We start from the raw sequence: 17,809 nt of genomic DNA on the forward strand, positions 1-17,809 counted from the left end.
GCGTCACCCCCGCGCGTCACCAGGCGCCTCCGGCGGACGGGTCGTAGCCGTGCTCGACGAGGTCGGCGACGCACGCGATCGGGGCGGCGGGGACGGCGTATCCGGCCGGTCCGAGCGCGAAGATCTCCGAGGACAGCACGCGCCCGTCCACGCCGGTGACCTCCCGGACGCTGGCCACGTAGCGGCGCAGCCGCCCGCCGGAGGCGTACTCGTTGCGCTTCTCGATGAACACGACGAAGTCGATCGCGCCCGCGATCAGCATGTGGGTCGCCTCGACGGGCAGCCGTTCCTCCGCCTGGATCGCGTACGTGGCGACGCGGTTGAAGACCTCCGCCGAGGAGTTGGCGTGGATCGTCGACAGGGACCCGTCGTTGCCCTGCGTCATCGCGTTCAGCATCGTGACGATCTCGTCGCCGAGCACCTCGCCGACGATCACACGGGACGGGTTCATCCGCAGCGACCGGCGGACCAGCTCGGCCATCGAGATCGCGCCCTGGCCCTCGGAGTTCGGCAGCCGCTGCTCGAAGGCGACGCAGTTCGGGTGCAGCTCGGGGAACGCGTCGAGGCCGAGTTCGAGGGCGCGCTCGACGGTGATCAGCCGCTCGTGCGGCGGGATCTCGTTGGCGACGGCGCGCAGCAGCGTCGTCTTCCCCGCGTTGGTCGCACCCGCGATCATGATGTTCTTGCGGGCGTGCACGGCGGCGCGGAAGAACTGCCCGACCTCCTGCGTGATCGTGCCGTTGCCGACCAGGTCGGCGAGGAACACCTTGCCGAGGCGGGCGCGGCGGATCGACAGCGCGGGGCGGACGGTCACGTCCATCACCGCCGACAGCCGCGACCCGTCCGGGAGGCGCAGGTCCAGCTGCGGGTTCGCGGTGTCGAACGGGCGCGAGGACAGCCCGCTGTAGGCGGCGAGGATCTGGATCAGCTCGACCAGCTCCTCGTCGCTCTCGGCGACGGGCTCGCCCATCGCCTCGCGGCCGTCGGCGAAACCGAGGAACACGCGGTCGCAGCCGTTGATGTCGATGTTCTCGATCTCGGGGTCCTCCAGCAGCGGCTGGAGCCGGCCGACGCCGAACAGGGCGGCATGCACGCCGGCGGCGAGGGCCTCCTCCTCTTCGGCGTTCGGCGGCCGGCGCCCCGAGGTGATCTCGCCGCGCGCGAACTCCTCCAGCACCTGGCCGATCAGGGCGCGGGCGAACTGCCGCTCGTCCTCCCCGGACATCGACGGCAGCCCGTTGGCGGCGTCCAGCCGGCGCTGCCGGGCCAGCCGGTCGCCGACCTCCTGGCGGAGACGTTTGACCAGAGCGTGGTCCATCTAGCGCCTCCCCTCCTCGTGCCCGCCGCCCGCGGGCACGTGCGGCGCCCGCCGCGGCGGCGGCCCCTGCGGCGGCTGCTCGGCCGGCCCGGGAGGGAGCGGGACGTCCTCGCGCGCGGGAGGCGCACCGGGGTGCCCGGGAGGAGGCACGGCGGGGGCCGCGGCGGGCAGGCGTCCGGTCAGGTCGGCGGCGACCTCGCGCGCCGACCGGATGAGCAGCGAGCGGTCCAGCCGCCCGCCCCAGCTGCCGGACAGCAGGTCGGCGCCCTTCGGGTCGAGGGCCAGGCCGCCGAGGACGGTGACGTCCGGCGGCGGGGGGCCCTGCGCGGCGTCGGAGGCGCGGCCGCGCACCCCCGCGAGGATCCGGTCGACCTCGGCGATGGAGCCGCGGAAGTCGCGCGGGTCGGCGAGCACCAGCACGCCCACGGGCGGCCCGCCGCGCAGCTCCGCGGTCAGCGCGGCGACGCGCTCGCGCAGGTGGGCGACCTGCTCCAGGGTGGCCCTGGTGAGCAGGACGACGAGGTCGGCCTCGTGCATCAGGTCGAGCAGCGGGCTGGCCGCGCCGAGCCGCCCGCAGTCGGCGATCACGTCGACGGGGGCGAGGCCGGCGAACGCCCGGCCGAGCGGGCCCCACAGCCACGTCATCGCGTGCGCCTGCTCGGCGTTGGTGACGCCGACGAGCACGTCGAGGCCGCCGTCGAGCCGCTGGCAGTGCTCGGCGACCTGGTCGGGGCGCAGGCCGCGGCGGGCCGTGGCGGCGAGGCTGAGCAGCCCGCGCGAGGGGTTGAGCATGCCGCCGTCGGCGTCGCCGTCCGACTGGGCGGAGGGCAGCCGGTAGACCAGGTCGCCGCCCGCCTGGTCGCATTCGGCGACGAGCACGGGGCGCGGCCACACGGCGCCGAGCGCGACCGCCGCGGTCGTGACGCCCGGCGCCCCCTTGTCGGCCGCCAGCGCGATGAGTGCCACCGTCAGTTACCGCCCGTGCCTGGGCCCGGGGTGCCGGCTCCGGGGGTGCCGGCTCCGGGGGTGCCGGCTCCGGGAGTGCCGTTCCCGGGGACGGGCTGGACGGCGTTGCCGCCGTCCGGCCCCTCGGGCGCCGCGGGCGGCACCGAGACGTTCGTGCCGGGCGGGATCAGCGCGAGCGCGACCGTCCCGGCGGAGGCCGCCTGCGTCACCCGCGCCGCGTCGGCCGGGAGCACGGCGACGTCGACGCTCGTCTGCTCGGACCGCAGGCGCGTCGGGCCGCCGCCGTCCCCGGACCCGACGTTCAGCACGACCGCGTCCCGCGCGAGGACGGTCCCGGCGCGCGGCCCGCCGCCCGTGCCGCCACCGACCGCGAACAGGGTGACGTGCGCGCCGCGGGAGACGTCGCCGGACGGCATCTGGCCCGGCTTGAGCGCGAGCCCGACGACGAGCCGGCCGCTGGCGGGCGCGTCGGCCGGGCTGATCATGGAGTTGGTCAGCAGCGCGTCCTTCACCAGCGGGACGGCCGCGAAGTACCGGCTCACCTTCGCCCGCTCGGACCACTTGAGGTACTGGATGCCGGTGTCGCCGATCTGCACCTCTTCGAGGGCGCCCGCCGGGATCCGCTGCCCGGCCGCGACGGGCTGGGCGATGCGGATCGCCGACACCCGCTCGCCGCTGGCCATCACGAGGTAGGCGCTGGCGAGGGCGCCGCCGAGGATCAGCAGCACCGCCAGCGCGGCGAGCGCCGGTCTGCGCTCGCGCGAGGACGCGGGGAGCCGCTGCCCTCCCGAGGTGCCGAGCCCCGACCGGCCGAGTCCCGTCCCGCCGGACGAGCCCGCCGCGCCGCCGCCGGAGATGGTCGACTGGTTGGCCTTCATCGCGCTGCCCACGCGCTCCTTTCCGCCCTGACGCGGCCCCGTCCCACCGGAGTCCGCGTCGTCGAGCGATCCATGCTCGCGGGGGCGGAGAGGTCACGTCAATGGATTCGCGGGAGCCGGGCGGCCCCATATCCGAGCAGAAGGCGATGACCTGCGAATTCACGGATCACATGGCTACTTACCACCAGTCACATCCGTCACTGACCCCCGGGCCGGACGGCCCGCGGGGCCCGCCGGGTCACGGCCGCAGGCCGACGAGGCGCGCCATCAGGGTCATCGTGTAGTCGAAATAGGCGGTTCGTTCCTCGATCACGTTGTTGTACTGGCCGAACAATTCGAAGCTGACGGTTCCGTACAAAGCAGCCCATGCGGTGAACGCCCGCGCCATGACGTCGTCGGGGACGTCCATGGGGAGCATCGCGCGCGCGCGGGCCATGTCGTCGGCGATGGCGGGCGGCGGAGGCGGGCACGGCCCCGCGGGGTCGAGCGCGCCGGCCGCGTGCGCCTCGGAGACGATCCGCGCCATGACGAGGGTGTCCCGCAGGGCGGCGGCGACGGTGTCGTCCGGAGCCTTGTAGCCGGGCACCGGCGACCCGTAGAGCAGCGCGTACTCGTGCGGGTGCGCGAGGGCCCAGTCCCGGACGGCCCGGCACACGGCGAGCCAGCGTCCGCCGTGGTGCCCCGCGCCGCCGGCCCCGGCCCTGGCCCTGGCGTCGGCGCGCTCGACGGCCTCGCCGACCGCGTTGTAGCCGTCGATGATCAGCGCGGTCAGCAGGTCGTCGCGGCTCGGGAAGTACCGGTAGATCGCCGACGACACCATGCCCATCTCGCGGGCGACCGCGCGCAGCGACAGCCCCGCGGCGCCGTCGGTGGCGAGCTGCCGCCTCGCGATCTCGGTGATCTCCCGGACCAGCTCCGCCCGGACCCGCTCGCGCGCCGTCTGCCCCGCGCTCATGCCCACCTCCTCGGGGACGGTCTCCCGCGCCCCTTCGCTCCGCCGGTTTCCCGCAGATTAGCAGAGCGCCGTACTCATCCAAGAGCGACGCACCATCGCGAGAGCACCGCTCTTGACAACACTGCTCTCTTCGGAGAGCATTGCTCTCATAACGGAGCACCGACCAGGGAGCCGGCCATGCGAAGACTCACGACCCTGCACGACGGCCCGCTGATCCGGCTGTTCTACGGGGAGCGCAAGCTCCGCGCGGGCCACGAGGCCCGCCTCGCCGCCCTCAAGGACCACGTCGAGGGCTCCGCCTGAGGCGGACCGCGCGACCACCGAGCACGAGACCACCGAGCACGAATCCGCAGGGCCGCACACCAGCGTCAGGAGAGAACCATGGGCAAGCACGTGATCGTCGGAGCCGGGCAGGTCGGGACGCACCTCGCCGAACTGCTGACCGGGCGGGGTCACGACGTCGCCGTCGTGACCCGGTCCGGGTCGGGCCCGGCCGGGGTCGAGCGGATCGCGGCGGACGTCGCCGACCGGGACCGCCTCACCCGCGTCGCCAAGGGGGCCGACGCGCTCTACAACTGCGTCAACCCGCAGTACCACCGGTGGGCGCGGGACTGGCCGCCGATGGCCGCGTCCCTCCTCGGGACCGCCGAGGACACCGGGGCCGTCCTCGTGACGCTGAGCTGCCTCTACGGGTACGGGCCGGTGGACGGGCCGATCACCGAGGACCTGCCCCTCGCCGCGACCGGCACCAAGGGGCGGGTGCGGGCGAAGATGTGGAAGGACGCCCTGGCCTCGCACGAGGCGGGCCGCGCCAGGGTCACCGAGCTGCGCGGGTCCGACTACTACGGGCCGCGCAGCACCGACCAGGCGTACATCGGCGAGACGCGGTTCGTGAGGCCGCTGCTGGCGGGCAAGCGCGTCCTGTACTTCAGCGACCCGTCCGTCCCGCACGCGTGGACGTACCTGCCGGACGTCGCGCAGGCCCTCGCCATCGCCGGGACGGACGAGCGCGCCTGGGGACGGCCCTGGCACGTCCCCACCGGCCCGGCGGTGTCCACGGTCGAGGTCGGGGAGCGGCTGTGCGAGATCGCCGGGGCGCCGGCGCCGCGCATCAGCGAGGTCCCCCGCGCGGTCTTCACCGCGGCCGGGCTCCTCTCCCCGATGCTCAGGGAGCTGCGGGAGACCCGGTACCAGTTCGACAAGCCCTACATCCTCGACTCTTCGGCCTTCGAGTCGACTTTCGGGATGGCCCCGACGCCGCTGGACGACGCCCTCAAGGCGGTCGTGTCGGCTTCCCGGATGGCGGAGGGGGCGGGTAATTAAGCTAGGCCCGGTTGTCCCGACGTCGGAGGGCTCGGATGCGGATCTCGTTCACGGCGCTGACCGGCGGAGGCCCCCGCGACGTGGTGCTCAACCTCGACGCGGAGGCCACCGTGGACGGCGTCGCCCAGACGCTCGCCGCCACGCTGGACGGCCGCCCCGCCGTCCCCGCGCCTCGCTTCTCCAAGGACGCGCTGCTGTCCAGGGGCGCGCGCAAGGCCCTCTGGATGGACGGCCGGATGCTCGACCCGCAGGCGCTCGCCGTGAAGGAGCTGCGGGACGGCGCCGTCGTCGCGGTCGAGCGGCGCGGCGCGGCCGCGACCGTGCTCACCGAGCCGACCGGGCTGGTCGAGGTGCGCGTCGTCGGCGGCCCGGCCGCCGGGTCCGTGCACCGGCTGGGGCTCGGCGTCTGCACGATCGGGTCCGGGCAGGACGTCGACGTGGTGCTGGACGACCCGTCCGTCCCCGCCCGGTCCCTGCGGCTGACGGTCGAGCGCACCTCCGTCCAGGTCGAGGCGTCCGCCCTGACGATGCAGGGGGCGGTCGTGCTGGACGGGACGCCCCTCGGCGCGAAGACGGCCTGGCCGATGGGCGCGCTGCTGACGGTGGGGGCCAGCGTGCTCGCCCTCGCGCCGTGCGCCGCCCCCGACACCCACCTGGAGCCGCTGCCGGAAGGCGGCCTCGCGTTCAACCGGCCGCCGCGGCTGAACCGGCCGCGGCGGGCGCGGACCCTGGAGGTCCCGAAGCGTCCCGAGCGCAACCCGCGCGAGCGGCTCCGGCTCTTCGGCGCGCTGCTGTTCTCGGCGTTCGGGCTCGCCATGGCGTTCGGGCTCGGCCAGTGGTGGTGGGCGCTGTTCGCGCTGGCCTGGCCCGTGATGACGCTCGGCGAGTGGCTCGGCGACCGGATGCACGGCCGCAAGTCCTACAAGAGGTCGCTGAAGGAGTACCACCACAGGGCGGGCGAGTTCGACGGCGAACTGGAGCGGCTGCGCCGCGAGGACGAGGCCGAGCGCCGCGCGCTGCACCCCGACCCCGCCGAGGTCCTGCTCACCGCCACGGGCCCGCGGCGCCGCCTGTGGGAACGCCGCCGCGACGACCCCGACGTCCTCCACCTGCGGGTGGGCCTCGCCGACCTGCCCGCCCGCATCGAGCTGACCGGGGACGCCGTCCCGGCGGGAGATCCCGGCGGCGAGCAGGCGGGGCGGGAGGGGCCGTCCTCCGGCGGGGCCGCGCTCCGGGTCCCGAAGGCCCGGCAGGTCCCGGTCGTGCTGCCCCTCACCGACCTCGGCGTCATCGGGCTGACCGGACCCCGGCACGCGTCGCGCGCCCTGGCCCGCTGGATGGTCGCGCAGGCCGCCGCGCTGCACAGCCCCCGCGACCTGGCCATCGTCGTGCTGTCCGCCGACCAGAACGCCGGGCACGAGTGGAACTGGGTGCGCTGGCTGCCGCACTGCGCGCCGCGCGAGGGCGAGGACTGCGTGGCCCTCGTCGGCACCGACCCCGAGTCGGCGGCGCACCGCGTCACCGAACTGGCGATCCGGGTGACCGAGCGGCGGCGGGCCGCGCAGGCCGAGAATTCGTTCTTCGGGCAGGGCGCCCGGCCCCCCGGCGCCGCGCCGTACAACATCCTGATCGTCCTGGACGGTGCCCGCGCGCTGCGCCGCATCCCGGGGATGCCGATGCTGCTGTCGCGCGGCGCCGAGTACGGGATCTACGCCATCTGCGTGGACGACGAGGAGCGGATGCTCCCCGAGGAGTGCAGCGCCGTCGCCGCCTGGGACACGCAGCGTCACTCGACGATGCTGCTCCAGGGGCAGGGCCTGGACGCCGTGGGCCCCGTCCTCGCCGACCAGGTCTCCGCGACCTGGACCGACCGGGTGGCGCGCGCGCTCGCCCCCGTCCGGGACGTGTCACGCGAGGACGCCGAGGACTCGCTCCCGGGCGACGTGCGCCTTCTGGACGTCCTCGGCATGCCCGAGCCCACCGCCGAGCACGTCCTCCAGTCGTGGAACAGGACGGGCGGCCGGACGACCCGCGTCCCCATCGGCGTCGCCTCGGGCGGCCGCTACGAGATCGACCTGCGCGCGGACGGCCCCCACGGCCTCATCGCCGGGACCACGGGCGCGGGCAAGTCGGAGCTGCTCCAGACCCTCATCGCCTCGCTCGCCGTGGCGAACCGCCCCGACGAGATGACGTTCGTCCTCATCGACTACAAGGGCGGCGCGGCGTTCAAGGACTGCGCGAACCTCCCCCACACCGTCGGCATGGTCACCGACCTGGACGGCCACGCCACCGAGCGCGCCCTGGAGTCGCTGGCCGCCGAGCTCCGCCGCCGCGAGGAGATCCTGCTCGGCGCGGGCGCCAAGGACGTCGACGACTACGACGACCTGCGCCCCGCCGATCCGGCGCTGCCGGCCATGCCGCGGCTCGTCCTGGTCATCGACGAGTTCGCCGCCATGGTCACCGAGCTGCCCGACTTCGTCGCCGGGCTGGTCGACATCGGCCGCCGGGGCCGCTCCCTCGGCGTCCACCTGATCCTCGCCACGCAGCGCCCCGCCGGGGTCGTCACCGCCGACATCCGCGCCAACACCAACCTGCGCGTCGCCCTGCGCGTCACCGACCCCGACGAGTCCGCAGACGTCCTGGACTCCCCGGACGCGGCGCAGATCTCCAAGTCCACGCCCGGGCGCTGCTACGTCCGCTCCGGGGTGTCGTCGCCGCAGGCCGTCCAGTCGGCGCGGATCGGGGGCCGCCGCCCCGGGGCCGGAACCAGGTCCGGCGGCCCGACCGTCCACCCGCTGCCGTGGCAGGGCCTCGGCCATCCGCTGCCCGCGCCGCGCGAGGCGGGCGACGACGCCGTGCTCGCCACCGACCTCGGCGTGCTCGTCCAGGCGGTCGACGAGGCCGCCCGCCGCGCCGGGATCGCCCGGCAGCCGTCGCCGTGGCTGAGCCCGCTGCCCGAGCGGGTCTCGCTGGCGCCCCGCACCGCCGCGGGCGGCTCGGTCGTGGACGTCCCGCCGGTCCCGTTCGGCGTCACCGACCTGCCCGCCGTCCAGTCCCGCGAGGAGCTGACGCTCGACCTCGCGGCCGGCGGCCACCTCTACATCGCCGGGTCCGCGCAGTCGGGCCGCTCCACGGCGCTGCGCACGATCGCCGGGTCCCTCGCGGGCGCCTGCTCCCCCTACGACGCGCACCTGTACGCCATCGACTGCGGCGCGAACGCTCTGCTCCCGCTGGTCTCCCTGCCGCACTGCGGCGCCGTCGTGACCCGCGACCAGCTCGACCGCTGCGAGCGCCTCCTCACCGCGCTCACCGCCGAGGTCGCCCGCCGCCAGCAGGTGCTCGCCGAGGCGGGGTTCTCCTCGCTCGCCGAGCAGCGCGCCGCCGTCGCCGCCACCGACCGCCTCCCGTGGATGGTCCTGCTCCTGGACCGCTGGGAGGGCTTCCTCGGCGCGTTCGAGCACTACGACTACGGGCGCCTGGTGGACCAGGTCGTCCGGCTGCTGCGCGAGGGCGCCGCGGCCGGCCTGCGCGCGGTGTTCACCGGCGACCGCTCCGGTCTCGGCGGCCAGGTCTCCACCGTCTTCGACCGCCGCCTCATCCTGCGCATGGCCGACCCGAACGACTACGGGTACGGCGGCCTCCAGGACCGGCAGATCCCCGCCGAGATGCCGCCCGGACGCGCCCTGGAGCCCGCCGGGCCCGGCGCACCGCCCCGCGAGTCGCAGATCGCGCTCCTCGGGGACGACGCGTCCGGCGCGGCCCAGGTCGCGGCCCTCCAGGAGATCGCCCGGAGCTGCGTGTCCCGCTACGGCCGGCTGCCGCGCCGCCGGGGCCCCCTGCACGTGGACGAGCTGCCCGTCCGCGTCACCTACCGGGAGGCGATGTCGCTCGACCCGGAGTTCCTGGCCCCGTCGGCGCTGTGGGCGCTGGTCGGCGTCGGCGGCGACACGCTCGCGCCGGTCGGGATCGACCTTCTCCACGAGGGCCCGGGGTTCGCCGTCGCCGGGCCGCCCCGCTCGGGCCGCTCGACGACGCTGCGGACGATCGTCCAGTCGCTGCTCGACCCCGCGGTCGGCGGCGGGCTCGTCCCGGTCGTCCTGGTCACCCCGCGCCGGTCCCCGCTCCGCCTGCTGGCGGGGAGGCCCGGCGTGCTCGGCGTGCTCACCTCCGACGCCGACGCCGGCGACCTGGAACGCGCGATCGGCGACGAGCACCGCTTCGCCGTGGTCGTGGACGACGCCGAACTCCTGGACGAGACCGAGCTGGACGAGGCCCTGAGCGGCGTCCTGCGCACCGCCCGCGACGGGGAGCACGCCGTCGTCATCGGCGGCACCACCGACGACCTGGGCCGCGGCTACCGGGGCTTCCTGTCCGACACGAGGCGCTCCCGGTCGGGCGTCCTGCTGTCGGTGGACTCGCCGGACGACGGCGACCTGTTCGGCCTGCGCCTGCCCCGCAACGCGCCGCTGGGCGGGCCCACGGGGCGCGGCCTGTTCGTGGCCGCGGGCTCCACCACCCGGATCCAGGTGGCGCTTCCCCCTCCGGTCAGCGCCGACTGATCGCGACCGGCCTCCGCCGGGGAGAGGCCCGGCGAGGAGCCTGGGCCGACCGCACCGGCCGAAGAGATCCGGCCAGAGAGCACCGGGCGAAGAAAAAGGCGGGTCCCGGCCTCGGGGGGATGGGCCGGGACCCGCGGCTCGCGGAGGCTCAGCGCGTGGCGGCCTCGATGTTCTGCTGGGACCTGCGGATGTCCTGGCTGCCCTGTTCGAGGGCGACGGCCATCTTGTCGAAGGCGGTCTTGGCCTCGGCCCAGGAGGCGCGGAAGCGGTCGGCGCCGGGGCCCCACCACGCCGCGCTGCTGCTCACGGTGCGGCCGTTGAGGTCCTTGATGAGGGCGTCGAGGTTGCGGGAGTGCTTGCTGAAGATGCGGGACAGTTCCTCTAGCTCGCCCAGGTTGGCGCCGCGCTTGTCACCCATCGCCCCGGCCCTTTCCTCGCTGATCGTTGGAACGTTTCCAGCCGCTACCGCAGGAATGGCGCCAGCCTACGCCCCACCGATCACATCCAGCCAGCGGGCCCCTGCGGATCTCCCGTCGAAACGGCCACATTCCCACCATCCCGGCCTGTCCGGATGTGGCCAGCGACGCCGGGTCCGGATGGCTTGTGACGAGCATAATTACTGCCTGTCAAGAGAGTTTCAGAGCTGTTTCCGCGCGTGAATGGAAGATCGCCGCGGGAAAGGGAAATCGGCGCGTCAGCGGCTCTCCCCGAGCGGGTCGTTCACCGGGTGCGCCCCGGGGTCCAGGACGCGCTCGCCGACCATGGTGATCTGCTCGCCGGACGCGCGGAACTCGAACCGGCGCCGCACCGACTGGGTGACCTTCCCGCGGCCCCCGGTGCCGTAGCGCATCTCGGTGTGCTCCACCGCCTCCAGCGTGATGCGGTCCCCCGTGCGGACGGCACGGCCCCCGTCCAGGCGGGTGCGGGCGCCGGTGTAGGCGGGACCGCCCTCGACGGGGGCGCGGTTGCGGGTCTCCAGCTCCCGGACGGCCCTCTCCTGCGACCGCACGAGCGACGGGGAGATCCGCACGCCGAGCACCTCCGTGGGGGCGGCGCGGTCGCGGCCGTCCTTCTGGACGAGGGCCTGGGAGCGGCGCTCCAGGTAGGAGTTCGCGGCGACGGTGAGCTGGCGGGTGAGGTAGTCCTCCACCGCAGGGGTCTGCCCTCGCACGCCGGACGAGGGCGCCAGCAGGCAGGCGGCCAGCACGACCGCCAGTCCGGCCCGGGGCAACGGGCGAACCATCGGCCTCTCCCGCTGATCAAAGGCTGGTGGGTCCGGGCCGACATTACACGGCCGGGACCCGGGAGGAGCGCCGGTTCAGTCCGCTTCGCTCTCCAGCGCGGCGACGCGCGAGCGGGCCCGCGCCATCGCCTCGTGGTAGCGCTCCTCCCATAGCGGATCGCCGTCCGGGATGGTGGCGACCGTCTGGCGGCCGATCTCCGCGAGCACGTCCCCGGCGCCGCCGCGGGAGACCCGCCGGACGACGACCGCGGTGACGCCGCCGGTCGACTCGGTGTGCGTCTCCCACCGGGCGCCGCCCTCCAGCCGCGCCCGGCCCCGCGACGACCGGTCGAGGAGCCCGTAGAGCAGCAGGACGACCACCGCGGCCGCCACCGCCAGCGCCACCAGAACGATCAGGAACCGCACGACCGCCTCCCTCGCCGTCCGTGTCCGGCGCCGCCCGGCGCCTACCTGCCCCGCAGGAGCGAGCCGTTCGGGTTGCCGGGCGCGTAGACCGTGATGCCCTGCGGGAGGGCCTTCAGCTCCTCGATCCTCGCGCACGTCGGGCATTTGTTGTAGCCGTCCTGGCGGGCCTTGTTGGCCGCGGCCTCCGCCTTGGCCGAGGCGACCTTCGCCTGGGCCTCGCTGATCTGCGCGAACGCGGCCTGCGCGCGGTCCACCGCGTCCTGCACCTTGGACGGCAGCGTGATCCGCACCAGGTTGAAGTGGATGTTGGTGACGAACTTGCCGCCGAGCGTCTGCTCCAGGTCCGCGGCCAGGCTCGTGTTGATCGCGGTCTGCACCTTGGCGATGTTCCCGTTGTTGCTCTGCGCCTGCTGCCCCGCGGTCTGGACGTTCCTCGGCGCGGAGGAGTTCTGCACGAGGGCGCAGGAGGAGACGAGCTCGGCGCAGCGGAAGCTGTTGATCTGGCTGCGAAGGTCGTTGTCTATCACCGGCCGGACGATCTGGTCGAGGAACGCCGACCATCCCTTGTCGCCGTCGTAGACGTTGTAGGTGTCGCCGCCCGCGCTGCGGAACTTGCGGGTTCCGTACTTGTCGTCGAACTGCCTGAGGGCCTTGTGGTCCTGGTTGAGCGTGAAGTACAGCGTCCCCTCGATGCCCATGTTGACGCCGTCCGAGCTCGGCACGGTGACGACGTCCACGCCGGACTCGTCGCCCTTCCCGGCGTCCGAGGTGATCGTGTAGAAGCGCTGCTGGGCGGGGTACTTGTGGACCTGCGAATAGAGCCCGACCCAGACGCGGCCGGATCCGGGGTCGATGACCTGCCGGATCCTGTTGTTGTCGAAGAACCCGCCGTTGCGGACGACGGCGATCTCGCCGCCGCCGGTGCGCTCGAAGCCGCCGAACAGCGCGCTCAGCACCGGCCATCCCACGATGACCAGCAGCACGGCGGCGACGATGGCGGTGCGCCGGCTGGGCGCCCTCACCCCGGAGCGCCGGGACGCACCGGTCTCCCTGGCGGCGGACGTCTTCTTCTCGGCCACGATGGCTCCTCTCGAACCCGCACGGGGGTCGTGCCACGGGGTTCCTCGATGAGACGGAGCGGAGCCCCGCCGGGATCCCCGCGGGGGTAGCGGTTTCTCGTGACTCCTCCCGCTATCCGGGACCTCGCCCCCAATAAGGAGGGGCTTACGAAAACCTGGGATCGGGGTTATCTAGACTGCCTGCGAGGTTGAAGGAGGAGACCCACGTGCGCAAAGTCCTGATCGCCAACCGCGGCGAGATCGCGGTCCGTATCGCCCGTGCCTGCCGCGACGCGGGGCTGGCCAGTGTGGCGGTGTACGCCGAGCCCGATCTGGAGGCGCTGCACGTTCGGGTCGCCGACGAGGCGTTCGCCCTGGGCGGGCGGACGGCGGCCGAGAGCTACCTGGACATCGACAAGCTGCTGAAGATCGCCTCGGAGTCGGGCGCCGACGCCGTCCACCCCGGCTACGGATTCCTGGCGGAGAACGCCGACTTCGCCGCGGCGGTGCAGAACGCGGGGCTGACCTGGATCGGTCCGCCGCCCGCCGCGATCACCGCGCTCGGCGACAAGGTGCAGGCCCGGCACATCGCCCAGCGGGTCGGCGCGCCGCTGGTCGCCGGCACCGCCGACCCGGTCTCGGGCGCGGACGAGGTCGTCGCGTTCGCGCGCGAGCACGGCCTGCCCATCGCGATCAAGGCCGCGTTCGGCGGCGGCGGGCGCGGCCTGAAGGTCGCCCGGACGCTGGAGGAGGTGCCCGAGCTCTACGAGTCGGCCGTCCGCGAGGCCGTGGGCGCCTTCGGGCGCGGCGAGTGCTTCGTCGAGCGCTACCTCGACAAGCCCCGGCACGTCGAGACGCAGTGCCTGGCCGACAAGCACGGCAACGTGGTCGTGGTATCCACCCGCGACTGCTCGCTCCAGCGGCGCCACCAGAAGCTCGTCGAGGAGGCGCCCGCGCCGTACCTGTCGGAAGAGCAGCTGGAGCTGCTGTACTCCTCCTCCAAGGCGATCCTGAAAGAGGCCGGGTACGTCGGCGCCGGCACGTGCGAGTTCCTCGTCGGCCAGGACGAGACCATCTCGTTCCTGGAGGTCAACACGCGCCTCCAGGTCGAGCACCCCGTCACCGAGGAGGTCGCCGGCGTCGACCTCGTCCGCGAGATGTTCCGCGTCGCCGACGGCGAGGAGATCGGCTACGGCGACCCCGAGCTGCGCGGCCACTCGATCGAGTTCCGGCTGAACGCCGAGGACGCCGGCCGCGGGTTCCTTCCCGCCGTCGGCACCCTGACGGCCTGGCACCCCCCGACGGGCCCCGGCGTCCGGCTGGACGCCGGCTACGAGGCCGGGCAGACCGTCCCGCAGGAGTTCGACTCCCTCATCGCCAAGCTGATCGTGACGGGCGCGACGCGGCGGCAGGCCGTCGAGCGGTCCCGCCGCGCGCTCTCCGAGTTCGCCATCGACGGCATGCCGACCGTCCTGCCGTTCCACCGGGCGGTGCTGGACGACCCGGCGTTCGTCCCGGCCGACGACGAGACCCCGTTCAGCGTCCACACCCGGTGGATCGAGACGGAGTTCGACAACCGGATCGCGCCGTATGAGGGTCCCCACGCGGGCGAGGAGGACGAGGGCGAGCGCGAGCGCGTCACCGTGGAGGTCGGCGGCCGCCGCATCGAGGTCGTCCTGCCCGCCGGGCTCGGCGCCTCCGCCGCCCCCGCCGCGGACAGGGCGGCGCCCGCCAGGCGGCGCGGAGCCAAGAAGGGCGGCGCCGCGCAGGCGTCCGGTGACTCCCTGGTCAGCCCGATGCAGGGCACCATCGTCAAACTCCTCGTCGAGGAGGGCGCGACCGTGGCGGCCGGCGACACCATCGTGGTCCTGGAGGCCATGAAGATGGAGCAGCCGCTCACCGCGCACAAGGCGGGGACGCTCACCGGGCTGTCCGCCGAGGTGGGCCAGACCGTCTCCGCGGGCGCGGTGATCTGCGAGATCAAGGACTCCTGACCGCGGCCGCCGGGCCGCGCCCCCTCCAGGGACCCGGCGCACCGGGTCCCTGGAGGGCATGGGTGCGGTGCCCATGCCGGGAATGCGCAAATCCGTCCCGCGAAGGACGTAACGGCGCGTCCACGTGGGCAGACTGGAAGCATGAGCACCGAGAACCGGGCCGTCCGGGCGGCTCGCGGGGGCGCCGCCGCGGCGATCATCGCCGTCGTCGCCGCCCCGGCGTTCGCCCTGGCCGCCCCGGCGGGCGCCGCCTCGTCGGAGGCCGCCGCGCGCGCGACCGCCACGACATCGGTAACCGCCACGACTTCGGGAACCGCCGCGCAGGCCGCGTCCGTGCGGGCCGCGGCTCCGCGGGCGGCGGCGGACGACACCGTCGGCCAGATCGCCAAGGGCCTGATCGACTCGCGGCTGTACGTGACGAGCGGCGCCGGGAACCCGCTGACCCCCGCCGACCGGAACGAGATCGAGACGTCCCTCGGCGGCGACAGCGACGCCGACATCCGCGCCGTCGTCGTCCGCAACGACGTCACGGGGGCCGAGGTCCGGCAGCTGCTCCCGGCCGTGGCCGAGCGCGTCGGCAAGAGCCAGACCTACGTCGCGGTCACCGCCGACGGCGCCCGGATGGGCGCGATCTCCAAGAAGCTGGACCGCGCGGAGATCAACCAGCTGGTCACCCGCACCGAGGGCGCGCCGCTGAAGCAGCGGCTGATCCAGTTCGGCGGCCTCGCCGAGAAGAAGGTGGACAGCGACTCCAGGTCCAGCGCGACGATCGGGTACGTGCTGCTCGGCGTGCTCGTGCTCGTGGTGGCCGCGATCACGGGCGTCATGCTCAACGCCCGGAGGAGGCGGCGGGAGCGGGCGGCCCGCGAGATGGCCGACCTCAAGGCCGGCGTGCAGGAGGACGTGACGCTCCTCGGCGAGGACATCGCCCGCCTCGACCTGAACGTCATGGACAGCGCCCTCGATCCCGACACCCGCGCCGACTACGAGCGCGCGATGAACTCCTACGACCGCGCCAAGTCCGCGACCGAGCGCGCCGCCCGGCCGCAGGACATGCAGGAGGTCGCGACCGCGCTGGAGGACGGCCGCTACTACATGACCGCGACGCGCGCCCGGCTCGACGGCGACCCGGTGCCCGAGCGGCGCGCGCCCTGCTTCTTCAACCCGCAGCACGGGCCGTCCGTCCAGGACGTGACGTGGGCGCCGCCCGGCGGCGTCGCCCGCTCCGTCCCGGCGTGCGCGGCCGACGCGGAGGCCGTCCTGCGCGGGGGCGACCCGGACGTCCGCATGGTCCCGGTCGGCGGGGGGCGGCAGCCCTACTGGAACGCCGGTCCCGCGTACGCGCCCTACGCGGGCGGCTACTACTACGGCTACGGCGGGGTCGACCTGCTCAGCGGCATGCTGATCGGCACCGCGCTCGGCTCGATGTGGGGCGGCGGCTTCGGCGGAGGCTTCGGCGGAGGCGACGGCGACGTCGGCGGAGGCTGGGACTTCGGCGGAGGCGACTTCGGGGGCGGTGGCGGCGACTTCGGCGGAGGCGGCGACTTCGGCGGCTTCTGAGGGGCGCTCCTGTCCCCGTCGCCCCGCGCTGCTTCTAGCCGGATCTCCGGACGGCCCGGCCGGGCACGCCGCTAGTAGGCGTGCTCGGCCATCAGCCGGCGGGACGCCTCGGTGATGCTGCCCGACAGCGACGGGTAGACCGCGAACGTGTGCGCCACCTGGTCGACGGTGAGGTGCTGCTGGACGGCGATCGACACGCCCAGGATCAGCTCGCTGGCCCGCGGCGCCACGATGACGCCGCCGAGCACGATTCCCGTGGACGGGCGGCAGAACAGCTTCACGAAGCCGTCCTCGAAGCCCTGCATCTTGGCGCGCGCGTTCGTGAACAGCGGCAGCATGACCGTCCGGGCGTTGACGTCCCCGGAGTCGACCATGTGCTGCGTCACCCCGACCGACGCGACCTCGGGGTCGGTGAAGATGTTGGAGGAGACCCAGCCGAGCTTCAGCGGCTGCACGGCCTCGCCCAGCGCGTGCCACATCGCGATGCGCCCCTGCATGCCGGCGACGGACGCCAGCATGAGCACGCCCGTGCAGTCGCCGGAGGCGTAGATGTGCGGGACGGACGTCCGCGACACCTTGTCGACCTCGACGAAGCCGCGCGCGTCGCACCGCACGCCGACCTCCTCCAGGCCGATGCCCCGGGTGTTCGGGACCATGCCCACGGTCATCAGGCAGTGCGTGCCCTCGACCTTCGTCCCGTCCTCCAGGGTGACGATCACGCCGTCGCCCGACCGCTCCACGGCCGCCGCCCGCGACCGCGACATGACGTTCATGCCGCGCCGCAGGAACACGTCCTGCAGGACGGCCGCGGCGTCGGCGTCCTCCGTCGGGAGGATCCGGTCGCGCGAGGAGACCAGCGTCACCTTCGAGCCGAGCGACAGGTACGCGCCCGCGAGCTCGGCGCCCGTCACGCCGGAGCCGACCACGATCAGCTCCTCGGGCAGCTCCGGCAGGTCGTAGAGCTGGCGCCAGTTCAGGACGCGCTCGCCGTCGGGCTCGGCGCCGGGCAGCACGCGCGGCGTCGCGCCGGTCGCGATGAGCACGATGTCGGCGTCGATGCGGCGGTCGCCGACCGCCACGACGTGCGGCTCCACCAGCCGCGCCTCACCGCGGACGATCTTCACGTCCTCGTAGGCGAGCCGTTCGGCGACGTCGAAGGACTGGGCCCGGGCGAGGTCCTTCACGCGCTTGTTGACGGTGGCCATGTCGGCCTCGAGGGCGCCGACGATCCCGTCCGGGCCCCCGTTGAAGCGCAGCCCGAGACCGGCCGACTCCGACATGACCGCGATGCGGGTCGAGGTGGCGATGAGCGTCTTGGAGGGCACGCAGTCGGTGAGCACGCACGCGCCGCCCGGACCGTCCCGTTCGACGACGGTCACGTCGGCGCCGAGCTGCGCCGCGACGAGCGCGGCCTCGTAACCGCCCGGGCCTCCTCCGATGATCACGATGCGGGTCACATCTTCCATTGTTTCCTACTCACGGCAGTGAAAAGTCCCGCTCCGGACCCTTTCTTCCTGCAACAACCCCGGAGTGGCCCATCAACCGGTGTG

General features: G+C 74.1%; 14 protein-coding genes. 5 read left to right on the top strand and 9 right to left on the bottom strand.

All coding sequences use genetic code 11. From position 1 onward, the window contains the following. Positions 1 to 16 precede the first annotated feature (16 nt). The 4 genes from BKA00_RS23080 to BKA00_RS23095 form a co-directional block, all read right to left on the bottom strand. Positions 17 to 1,318, bottom strand: a complete 1,302-nt coding sequence (locus tag BKA00_RS23080) for a TadA family conjugal transfer-associated ATPase (protein WP_185028192.1) — start codon at positions 1,316 to 1,318, stop codon at positions 17 to 19. Then, positions 1,319 to 2,284 carry a hypothetical protein gene (locus BKA00_RS23085; RefSeq protein WP_230298903.1) on the bottom strand — a complete coding sequence of 322 codons (966 nt, stop codon included), beginning with the start codon at positions 2,282 to 2,284 and terminating at the stop codon, positions 1,319 to 1,321. Between the two features lie 2 nt (positions 2,285 to 2,286). Continuing rightward, a complete protein-coding gene (locus tag BKA00_RS23090; RefSeq protein WP_185028194.1) occupies positions 2,287 to 3,174 on the bottom strand; it encodes a CpaB family protein in 888 nt (295 codons plus the stop codon). 226 nt (positions 3,175 to 3,400) lie between these two features. Continuing rightward, positions 3,401 to 4,117, bottom strand: a complete 717-nt coding sequence (locus tag BKA00_RS23095) for a TetR/AcrR family transcriptional regulator (protein ID WP_185028196.1) — start codon at positions 4,115 to 4,117, stop codon at positions 3,401 to 3,403. Positions 4,118 to 4,294: 177 nt separating this feature from the next. Between BKA00_RS23095 and BKA00_RS39990 the strand changes: the two genes are divergently transcribed. From BKA00_RS39990 to BKA00_RS23105, 3 genes are all read left to right on the top strand, one after another. Next, on the top strand, positions 4,295 to 4,420 hold the full coding sequence (locus tag BKA00_RS39990) for a hypothetical protein (RefSeq protein WP_268248225.1): 126 nt from the start codon (positions 4,295 to 4,297) through the stop codon (positions 4,418 to 4,420). Positions 4,421 to 4,498: 78 nt separating this feature from the next. Continuing rightward, entirely contained in the window at positions 4,499 to 5,440 is a 942-nt protein-coding gene (locus BKA00_RS23100; protein WP_185028198.1) for an NAD-dependent epimerase/dehydratase family protein, read from the top strand. Between the two features lie 35 nt (positions 5,441 to 5,475). Next, complete coding sequence (locus BKA00_RS23105) at positions 5,476 to 9,999, top strand: FtsK/SpoIIIE domain-containing protein (protein WP_185028200.1); 4,524 nt, start codon at positions 5,476 to 5,478, stop codon at positions 9,997 to 9,999. Between the two features lie 148 nt (positions 10,000 to 10,147). Here the strand turns inward: BKA00_RS23105 and BKA00_RS23110 are convergent, their stop codons facing one another. The 4 genes from BKA00_RS23110 to BKA00_RS23125 form a co-directional block, all read right to left on the bottom strand. Further along, positions 10,148 to 10,417: a WXG100 family type VII secretion target gene (locus tag BKA00_RS23110; protein ID WP_089314806.1), complete on the bottom strand. Its 270-nt coding sequence runs from the start codon at positions 10,415 to 10,417 to the stop codon at positions 10,148 to 10,150. 276 nt (positions 10,418 to 10,693) lie between these two features. Further along, positions 10,694 to 11,242 (bottom strand): hypothetical protein, encoded by a 549-nt coding sequence (locus tag BKA00_RS23115; protein ID WP_185028202.1) that lies wholly within the window; start codon positions 11,240 to 11,242, stop codon positions 10,694 to 10,696. Positions 11,243 to 11,317: 75 nt separating this feature from the next. Further along, the gene (locus tag BKA00_RS23120; protein ID WP_185028204.1) at positions 11,318 to 11,647 is read right to left on the bottom strand and encodes a hypothetical protein; all 330 of its coding nucleotides are present in this window, start codon (positions 11,645 to 11,647) and stop codon (positions 11,318 to 11,320) included. Positions 11,648 to 11,688: 41 nt separating this feature from the next. Beyond that, positions 11,689 to 12,726 (bottom strand): SPFH domain-containing protein, encoded by a 1,038-nt coding sequence (locus BKA00_RS23125; RefSeq protein ID WP_230298904.1) that lies wholly within the window; start codon positions 12,724 to 12,726, stop codon positions 11,689 to 11,691. A 206-nt stretch (positions 12,727 to 12,932) separates the two neighbouring features. On the opposite strand from BKA00_RS23125, the gene BKA00_RS23130 reads away from it, so the two are divergent. Beyond that, positions 12,933 to 14,699, top strand: coding sequence for an acetyl/propionyl/methylcrotonyl-CoA carboxylase subunit alpha (locus tag BKA00_RS23130; RefSeq protein WP_185028206.1), 1,767 nt, complete (start codon positions 12,933 to 12,935; stop codon positions 14,697 to 14,699). Positions 14,700 to 14,840: 141 nt separating this feature from the next. Then, the gene (locus BKA00_RS23135) at positions 14,841 to 16,259 is read left to right on the top strand and encodes a hypothetical protein (RefSeq protein ID WP_185028208.1); all 1,419 of its coding nucleotides are present in this window, start codon (positions 14,841 to 14,843) and stop codon (positions 16,257 to 16,259) included. Between the two features lie 71 nt (positions 16,260 to 16,330). Here BKA00_RS23135 and BKA00_RS23140 read toward each other — a convergent pair whose 3' ends face one another. Next, on the bottom strand, positions 16,331 to 17,716 hold the full coding sequence (locus BKA00_RS23140; protein WP_185028210.1) for an NAD(P)H-quinone dehydrogenase: 1,386 nt from the start codon (positions 17,714 to 17,716) through the stop codon (positions 16,331 to 16,333). Positions 17,717 to 17,809: the final 93 nt, after the last annotated feature.

It is taken from the genome of Actinomadura coerulea, assembly GCF_014208105.1.
Taxonomy (GTDB): domain Bacteria; phylum Actinomycetota; class Actinomycetes; order Streptosporangiales; family Streptosporangiaceae; genus Spirillospora; species Spirillospora coerulea.